This is a genomic window from Bradyrhizobium sp., from assembly GCF_049586575.1.
GTDB lineage: Bacteria > Pseudomonadota > Alphaproteobacteria > Rhizobiales > Xanthobacteraceae > Bradyrhizobium.
The window spans coordinates 1-8,201 of sequence record NZ_JBAVCF010000025.1 but is presented as its reverse complement, the minus strand read 5'-3'; the positions used below and the strand labels follow the sequence as shown (position 1 = coordinate 8,201).

Annotated in this window: 10 protein-coding genes; 3 read left to right on the top strand and 7 right to left on the bottom strand. The window is 62.9% G+C overall.

Annotated features, from left to right (window positions below):
- Positions 1-1,542: ATP-binding protein (locus WB528_RS00860; RefSeq protein WP_423886544.1), on the top strand; the 1,542-nt coding region annotated here is incomplete at its 5' end.
- A 101-nt stretch (positions 1,543-1,643) separates the two neighbouring features.
- Positions 1,644-2,705: an alpha/beta hydrolase gene (locus WB528_RS00855; protein ID WP_423886543.1), complete on the top strand. Its 1,062-nt coding sequence runs from the start codon at positions 1,644-1,646 to the stop codon at positions 2,703-2,705.
- A 6-nt stretch (positions 2,706-2,711) separates the two neighbouring features.
- Here WB528_RS00855 and coaA read toward each other — a convergent pair whose 3' ends face one another.
- From coaA to hisB, 7 genes are all read right to left on the bottom strand, one after another.
- Positions 2,712-3,668, bottom strand: coding sequence for a type I pantothenate kinase (gene coaA, locus WB528_RS00850; protein WP_423886542.1), 957 nt, complete (start codon positions 3,666-3,668; stop codon positions 2,712-2,714).
- A gap of 33 nt (positions 3,669-3,701) precedes the next feature.
- The gene (locus WB528_RS00845; RefSeq protein WP_423886541.1) at positions 3,702-4,025 is read right to left on the bottom strand and encodes a phosphoribosyl-ATP diphosphatase; all 324 of its coding nucleotides are present in this window, start codon (positions 4,023-4,025) and stop codon (positions 3,702-3,704) included.
- Between the two features lie 89 nt (positions 4,026-4,114).
- Entirely contained in the window at positions 4,115-4,891 is a 777-nt protein-coding gene (gene hisF / locus WB528_RS00840; protein WP_423886540.1) for an imidazole glycerol phosphate synthase subunit HisF, read from the bottom strand.
- A gap of 8 nt (positions 4,892-4,899) precedes the next feature.
- Positions 4,900-5,640: a 1-(5-phosphoribosyl)-5-[(5-phosphoribosylamino)methylideneamino]imidazole-4-carboxamide isomerase gene (gene hisA / locus WB528_RS00835; protein WP_423886539.1), complete on the bottom strand. Its 741-nt coding sequence runs from the start codon at positions 5,638-5,640 to the stop codon at positions 4,900-4,902.
- Positions 5,637-6,287 (bottom strand): imidazole glycerol phosphate synthase subunit HisH, encoded by a 651-nt coding sequence (gene hisH / locus WB528_RS00830; RefSeq protein ID WP_423886538.1) that lies wholly within the window; start codon positions 6,285-6,287, stop codon positions 5,637-5,639. The genes hisA and hisH overlap by 4 nt, the downstream gene beginning before the upstream one ends.
- Positions 6,284-6,814, bottom strand: coding sequence for a DUF2628 domain-containing protein (locus WB528_RS00825; RefSeq protein WP_423886537.1), 531 nt, complete (start codon positions 6,812-6,814; stop codon positions 6,284-6,286). Before WB528_RS00825 ends, hisH begins: the two co-directional genes overlap by 4 nt.
- A 49-nt stretch (positions 6,815-6,863) precedes the next feature.
- Complete coding sequence (hisB, locus tag WB528_RS00820; RefSeq protein ID WP_423886545.1) at positions 6,864-7,457, bottom strand: imidazoleglycerol-phosphate dehydratase HisB; 594 nt, start codon at positions 7,455-7,457, stop codon at positions 6,864-6,866.
- Positions 7,458-7,691: 234 nt separating this feature from the next.
- Here hisB and hslV point away from each other — a divergent pair.
- Positions 7,692-8,201, top strand: a 510-nt coding sequence (hslV, locus tag WB528_RS00815) for an ATP-dependent protease subunit HslV (RefSeq protein ID WP_423886536.1), incomplete at its 3' end; no start/stop codon positions are given.

Below are 8,201 nucleotides of genomic sequence, written 5' to 3'. Positions count from 1 at the left end.
TTCCTCGCGATGGCGAGCCACGAAATCCGCACGCCCTTGAACGGCATCATCGGCATGAGCGGCCTGCTGCTCGACACCCCGCTGACGCCGGAGCAGATGACCTACGCCAAGGCGGTGAAAACCTCCGGCGATGCGCTGCTCGCGCTGATCGAGGAACTGCTTGATTATTCCAAGATCGAAGCCGGCAAGATCGACCTGGAATCGCGCCCCTTCGCGCTCGCCGCTTTGATCGAGGACATCACCGAATTGCTGGCGCCGCGGGCGCAGGCGCGAAAGCTCGAGATCGCGGCCTTCATCGACGAGCGGTTGCCGTCGCAGGTGATCGGCGACGCCGCGCGGCTGCGGCAGGTGCTGCTCAACCTCGCCGGCAATGCGATCAAGTTCACCGCGACCGGCGGCGTGGCGTTGATCGTCGAGCCCGGCATCTGGCCCAATGAAATCTCGTTCCTGGTGCGCGACACCGGCATCGGCATCGCGCCCGAGGCGCAGCAGCGCATTTTCCGCGAATTCGAACAGGCCGACGATCGCATCGCGCGGAGCTATGGCGGCACAGGACTTGGCCTGAGCATTTCCGAGCGCATCGTCAAGCGCATGGGCGGCCGCATCGCGCTCGAAAGCAAGCCCGGCGAGGGTTCGACCTTCGAGATCAGTCTTCCCTTGGCGGCCCGCCACGACGCCTCTCCGCCACTCGCGACGCCCGACCTCGGCGGCCGCTCGGTGATGCTGGTGGCGCCGCAGAGCATCGAGGCCTCGCTGATCGAGCGGCGGCTGGAGCGCTGGGGCGGCCAGACCTGTGTGGTTTCCGACGTGAACGTGGCGCGGGCGCTGTTGCCGGAACGGAACTGGCACGCGGTCCTGCTCGACCATGCGCTCGGCACAACGGAAGTCGAGGCGCTGGCGGAAGCCGCAAAGCCGTTCGCGGCGCAGCGGATCGTGCTGGTGACCCCGGCGACGCGGCAGGAATTGCAGTCGGGCGGCGTTTCGGCGCTGACAGCCTATCTGGTCAAGCCGTTGCGCGCGGCTTCCCTCGCGGCCCGGCTTGCCGGCCCGCCGGAGGTGGCTGCGCCAAGCATAATCGATGAGGCGTTGATGGAAGCGGCGGCGACTGCCGAAGCCGCACCTGTCGTGAGTTCGCGCGGCCTTTCCGTGCTGGTCGCCGAAGACAACGAGATCAATGCGTTGTTGATGCGCTCGTTGTTGACCCGGCTCGGGCATCAGGCCCTCATCACCACCAATGGCGAGGAGGCGCTGGAATCCTGGCTCGCCGCAAGATCCGCCGGCACGCCTTACGATCTGGTGCTGATGGATATCCAGATGCCGGGCCTCGACGGTATTGAGGCCACCAAGCGCATTCGCGTCCACGAAACCGTGGGCGCCGGACGCCGGACCCCGATCCTCGCATTGACCGCGAATACGCTTGTGGAGGATCGCTATGCCTGCTTTGAAGCCGGCATGGACGGATTCCTGGTCAAGCCGCTCGACCGCGAAAAGCTCGCCGAGGCGCTCGCCGGGCTTACGGCTTCGCCGCATCTGGCAGCCTGAGCCTGCTGTCTTGCGCAAGGCACGATTGCCGCCGCCTGCCTTGACAGCGGCTGCCGATTCCACCGAGCATCCACCTCAATAAAAACACTTGGGAGGACTCGATGCGCGGCAGGCTTTTGCGGCTTTCTTTTTTGTTGGTCTCGGCATTTCTTGTGGTGAGCTTGTCCGCTTTGCCTCCAGTAAACGCCAAAGAGCCGAAGCTCGAGAGCTCCGACACCATGATCCCGTCGGGGGACGCCGGCATTCAGTTGTTCGTGCGCAACAAGCATCTCGCCGGCCGCGAGAGCTCGCCTGACAAGATTTTGCTGTTCGTGCATGGCGCGACCTATCCGGCGGAAACCGCCTTCGACCTGCCGATCGAAGGCGTGTCGATGATGGACCTGATCGCGAGGCGCGGTTACGACGTTTATCTCGTCGACGTCAGGGGCTATGGTCATTCCACCCGGCCTCCCGAGATGAGTCAGCCGCCGGAGGCCAACAAGCCGATCGTGTCAACCCAAGTCGCCGCCCACGATCTCGGCGCGGCCGTCGATTACATCCTGCACAAGCGCAAGGTGACCAGGATCAACCTGATGGGCTGGTCGTGGGGCACTTCGATCGCCGGCTCCTACACCACCGGGCACAACGACAAGATCGAGAAGCTCGTGCTGTACGCGCCGCAATGGATTCGCAACGAGCCGGCTCCGCCGCCGGTGACACCGCTCGGCGCTTACCGTCTGGTGTCGAAGGATTCCGCCAAGGCGCGGTGGCTGAAGGGCGTCGCGGCGGACAAGCAGGCCGATTTGATTCCGCCCGGCGTGTTCGAGGCCTGGGCAACGGCGACCTGGGCGACCGACCCTGAAGCCTCAAAACACAATCCGCAGATGCTGCGCGCGCCGAACGGCGTGATGGAGGACAGCGCGAACACGTATGGCGCCGGCAAGGCGCTCTACGACCCCGGCAAGATCACGGTGCCGACGCTGCTGCTCCACGCCGAGTGGGATGCCGACCTGCCGAGCTATCAGGCGCAAGCCTATTTCGCGCAGCTCAAGAATACGCCGTACAAGCGGCTGATCGAGCTCAGCGAGGGAACCCATACCGTGATGATGGAAAAGAATCGCATGCAGTTCTTCCACGAACTGATGGGATTCCTCGACGAGGAGCGGCCGCTGGCGTTGAAGTAAGGGAGATTAAAGGCGGCGCAGCGCCACGGTTTCGACGACGTGGTCGGCGCCCTTCTTGAGGATCAGCGTCGCGCGCGGCCGCGTCGGCAGGATATTGTCTTCGAGATTGGCGAGATTGGTGCGCTCCCAGATCGCGATCGCCGTTGCGGTGGCTTCTTCGTCAGACAGCGGCGCGTAGCGATGGAAGTACGACCTCGGATCGTGGAACGCCGTGTCCCTGAGGGCCAGGAAGCGGCGGACATACCAGTCGCGCAGCACAGGCTCCTCGGCGTCGATATAGACGGAGAAGTCGAAGAAATCCGACACGACGGGCACTGCCTTGCCGTCTCGCGGCAGCCGCCCGGTCTGGAGCACGTTGACGCCCTCGACGATCAGGATATCGGGCTGGTCAACCTCTTGCCACTGGCCCGGAACAATGTCCCAGCTCAAATGCGAATAAACCGGCGCGCGCACATGCCGCCGGCCAGCCTTGATGTCGCTCAAGAACGACAACAACAACGACTGATCGTAGCTCGCCGGAAAACCCTTCTTCTGTATCAAACCCAGCCGTTCGAGCACCGCGTTAGGAAACAGGAATCCGTCGGTCGTCACGAGATCGACCTTGGGTCGCGGCGACCAGCGCGCCAGCAACGCCTGGAGCACGCGCGCCGTAGTCGACTTGCCGCCCGCAACCGAGCCGGCGATGCCGATGATGTAGGGCATCTTGCGGTCGCGGATGCCCAAGAACTGGCGCTGCGAATAATACAGCCGCTGCGCGGCATCGACATAAATCGACAGCAACCGCGAGAGCGGCAGATAGATTTCCTCGACCTCTCTGATGTCGAGGCGATCGTGAAGCGAGCGCAGGCGATCGAACTCGCCCGGCTCCAGCGTCATCGGCGTATCGTCGCGCAGATGCGCCCATTGTTGGCGCGTGAAGATTCGATAGGGATTATATTGCTGATCCGGTGCCCTGATATCCATGACGCTGCCTGTCTGGCTCCCTGGGACGATGCGCTAATCGCGCTTGCGCGCGGCCTTCTCTTCAAGTCCGGTCATGCCGGTCCGTTGCGCCAGCACTGTCTCGACTTCGTCAAGCCTGACGCCACGCGACTTCAACAGCACGAGCAGATGGTACAACACATCCGCGCTTTCCTCGATCAGATGGTCACGGTTATCGCCGACAGCGGCGATCACGGTTTCCACCGCTTCCTCGCCGAACTTTTTGGCGCAATGCTCCGGTCCCTTGTCCAGAAGTTTGCGGGTATACGAGACCTCGCCGCCCGACGCCGCACGGGCGTCGATGATATTGACGAGATCGGGAAGAGAAAAACGCGACATCACTGTAAACTCTGTTTCAAACGCACACGCGGTCCGCGGGTAGACACCAAACACGATTCAAAATGTAGCACCTCTGTCACAAAGAGTCGTCAGGGATCAAGCCGCATGGCTAAGCCGGCGCGCGCCATGTAGTCCTTGGCCTGGCGTATGGTAAATTCGCCAAAGTGAAAAATGGAGGCGGCCAACACGCCGGTCGCGCGCCCCTCGCGGACGCCATCGACCAGATGGTCGAGATTGCCGACGCCGCCGGAAGCAATCACCGGAACGGCGACGCTGTCGGCGATCGCGCGGGTCAGCGGCAGGTCGAACCCCTGCCGGGTGCCGTCCCGATCCATCGAGGTCAAAAGGATTTCGCCAGCGCCGAGCGAAACCACTTCCTGCGCATATTCGATGGCGTCGATCCCGGTGGAATTGCGCCCGCCATGGGTGAAGATTTCCCAGCGGTCCGAGCCGCCGGCGCGTTTCACCCGCTTGGCGTCGATGGCGACCACGATGCACTGGTCGCCGAATTTCTCGGCGGCTTCCTTGACGAATTCGCGGCGGCTGACGGCGGCGGAATTGATCGAGACCTTGTCGGCGCCGGACCTCAATAACGTCTTGATGTCGTCGACCTTGCGCACGCCGCCGCCGACCGTCAGCGGCATGAAGCAGGCCTCCGCGGTACGCCGCACCACGTCCATCATGGTGCCGCGGTTTTCATGGGTGGCGGTGATGTCGAGAAAGCAAAGCTCGTCGGCGCCGGCCGCATCATATGCGATCGCCGCCTCGACTGGATCGCCGGCGTCGCGCAAATCGACGAAGTTGATGCCTTTGACCACTCGGCCATCCTTGACGTCGAGACAGGGGATCACGCGGACCTTGAACATGGAAACTCCTACGCTGCTGCCCGCGCGCTGCGGATCAGCGCCAGCGCGGCGTCCGGATCGAGGCGGCCGTCATAGAGCGCGCGGCCGACAATGGCGCCGGCCAGTTTGCGAGCGGCGGGCGCTAGCAGCGCTTTCACGTCGTCAATCGACGCAAATCCACCGGACGCGATGACGGGAATGGAAATGCGATCGGCAAGCGCAATGGTGGCATCGAGGTTGAGGCCTTTAAGAAGGCCGTCGCGCGCGATGTCGGTAAAGACGATGGCGGCGACACCCGCATCCTCGAACCGCTGCGCGATTTCGAGCGCGGTCACCTCCGAGGTTGCGGCCCAGCCCTCGACCGCGACCCTGCCGTCGCGCGCATCGAGACCTACGGCCACCCGGCCGGGGAATTTCTTCGCCGCGTTCTTCACCAGTTCGGGATCGCGCACCGCAGCGGTACCGATGATGACGCGCCTAATTCCCTTGGCGAGCCAGGCTTCGACCGTCTTCAAATCGCGGATGCCGCCGCCGAGTTGCACCGGCATCGTAACCTTGGCAAGCATCGCCTCAACCGCGTGCGCGTTGACCGGCTTTCCGGCAAAGGCGCCATCGAGATCGACCACGTGCAGATATTCGAACCCTTGCGCTGCGAAGCTGGCCGCTTGCGCCGAAGGATCGAGATTGAACACCGTGGCGCGCGCCATGTCGCCTTGCTCGAGGCGCACGCACTGTCCGTTCTTCAGATCAATGGCGGGGAAAAGAATCACGGCTTCCACTTCAAGAAGTTCGAGATCAGAGCGAGCCCGAAGCGCTGGCTCTTCTCCGGGTGGAATTGCGTTCCAATGGCTGTGTCGCGGCCGACAATCGCGGTCACCGGTCCGCCATAGTCGGCGCGCGCCAGCACATCCGCCTCATTGGCGGCGTTGAGATGATAGGAGTGCACGAAATAAGCATGGCGACCCTTGGGACCGAGCGGTAAGCGCTCAAGCACAGGGTGTTCGCGGATCGGATCGAGCGTATTCCACCCCATATGCGGAATCTTCAAGCTCTCATCGCGGGGCGAAATCTTTTCGACGTCGCCAGCAATCCAGTCGAACCCGGCGGTTGTGACGTACTCTTTCCCGCGCGTCGCCATCAGCTGCATCCCAACACAGATCCCGAAAAACGGCCGCGCCTTGTGCCGCACGGCCTCCATCAGAGCATCGACCATGCCGTCGAGCCCATCGAGGCCACGCCGGCAATCGGCGAAGGCGCCGACACCGGGCAGCACGATCCGGTCAGCCCGAAACACCACGTCGGGATCGCGTGTGACGACGATGTTTTCCGGCGTCTCCATGCTGCGGCTGGCGCGCTCGAATGCTTTCGCCGCCGAGTGCAGGTTACCCGAGCCGTAATCTATGATCGCAACGCTCACCGCGGCGCTCCCGGTTCAGGAAACAGACCGATGATGTCGTCACGCGGCGCCGATGGCGGCCGCGAAAAACCCTGGCCCGGCACGTCACGTGTCGGTGGCGGCCCGCCACGATCGACCGCCGGCTGGTCGTTGCTTGGCAAGCGTTGTCTGGCGGTCCAGCGATCGAAGAAGCGGTGCTCGGCGGCTTCCTCGTCGTCAGCGACCACAATATCAAGCTGCCGCCATTTGCGCCGCGACAGCGTCCAGCGCTTCAGGCTCGCCGCCTCAAAACCCAGCAACAGCGCCAGCAAGGCGTCGATAAGAACGACGGTCCCACCGTCCACACCAAGCCTGACCATCGCGACATCGATAACCGTCATCAGCACGATCCAGCCGATCAGCGCCAGCCAAAGACGATTCCAGGCGAGCCAGATCACGCCAAAGACGGCGGCCCACAGATGAAAGCCGTCACGAACGAAGGCAAAACGATCGGTCGCGCGGAAATCCAGATTGCTGGTCGCGGGAGCATGGACTGTATAGACCGGCATTGTAGTGCCCTCGTTTCCGAAGTTCGTCGCTCGCCGCCCCAAAACTGGATCAGCCGCCGAGCTGACCCTTGGTGGACGGCACCTCGCCTGCCGCGCGCGGGTCGATGGCAACCGCCGCCCGCAACACCCTCGCCAGGCCCTTGAAACAGGACTCGGCGATATGATGGCTATTGTCGCCATATAGGGTTTCAACGTGCAAAGTCACGCCGGCATTGATGGCGAAAGCGTTGAACCACTCGCGCACCAGCTCGGTGTCGAACTGACCGACCTTGTCGCGCGGGAACTCAACCTTGAACACCAGCACCGGCCGGCCGGAAATATCGATCACGACACGCGACAAGGTCTCGTCCATCGGCATATGAACACTGGCATAGCGAGTGATGCCGGCCATGGCGCCTAACGCCTGTTTGACCGCCTGTCCCAGCGCAATGCCGACGTCTTCGGTCGTGTGGTGATGATCGACGTGCAGATCGCCGGCGGCCTTCACGGTAATGTCGATGCGCGAATGGCGAGCCAGCAGGTCCAGCATATGGTCGAAGAAACCGATTCCGGTGGCGACGTTGGACACACCCGTGCCATCGAGGTTGACCGTCACCTCGATGTCGGTTTCCTTGGTCTTGCGCTTGATGGTGCCGCTGCGCATAAGCATCCTTCTCCAGAATCGGGCCACTGGGCCAAACCATTGGCCGAAAACGCGGTTCTTTTAACAGGCCGCCCCGGGCTTCGCCACTGCGGGATGCCGTTTTGGAGGCCCGACTTCGGCCTATGGTGACCGAAATTTCGGCCCCTCGCGTCGGCCGGAAGCCACATCGTACAAGACCTCATGTTGTAACCATGGGGACCTGCCCTTAAATCTGGCCAGAACACGAGGTATTCCATGCAACCATCCGCCCACGAGACGCCGGTTTGGCACGGCACCACGATTTTAACGGTCCGCAAAGGCGGCAAGGTCGTGATCGGCGGTGATGGCCAAGTCTCGATCGGACAGACCGTCATCAAATCCAACGCCAAAAAGGTCCGTAAACTCGGCAAGGGCGACGTCATCGGCGGTTTCGCCGGAGCCACGGCCGATGCCTTTACGTTGTTTGAGCGACTGGAAAGCAAGCTCGAGCAATATCCCGGCCAATTGACCCGCGCCGCTGTTGAACTCGCCAAGGACTGGCGAACCGACCGCTATCTGCGGCGGCTGGAGGCGATGATGATCGTCGCCGATAAGGATGTTTCGCTGGTTCTGACCGGCACTGGCGACGTTCTGGAGCCGGAGGCCGGCGTGATGGCGATCGGCTCGGGCGGCAATTACGCCTTGGCGGCGGCGCGCGCTTTGATCGAAACCGACAAGGACGCCGAGACGATCGTGCGCCGGTCACTCGATATTGCAGCCGACATC

Bases quoted from the DNA above. Each gene is read 5' to 3' on its own strand.
- hisF (WP_423886540.1), bottom strand. From the start codon at position 4,891: ATGTTCAAGGTCCGCGTGATCCCCTGTCTCGACGTCAAGGATGGCCGA.
- hisB (WP_423886545.1), bottom strand. From the start codon at position 7,457: ATGCGCAGCGGCACCATCAAGCGCAAGACCAAGGAAACCGACATCGAG.
- WB528_RS00845 (WP_423886541.1), bottom strand. From the start codon at position 4,025: ATGTCGCGTTTTTCTCTTCCCGATCTCGTCAATATCATCGACGCCCGT.
- WB528_RS00825 (WP_423886537.1), bottom strand. From the start codon at position 6,814: ATGCCGGTCTATACAGTCCATGCTCCCGCGACCAGCAATCTGGATTTC.
- coaA (WP_423886542.1), bottom strand. From the start codon at position 3,668: ATGGATATCAGGGCACCGGATCAGCAATATAATCCCTATCGAATCTTC.
- WB528_RS00855 (WP_423886543.1), top strand. From the start codon at position 1,644: ATGCGCGGCAGGCTTTTGCGGCTTTCTTTTTTGTTGGTCTCGGCATTT.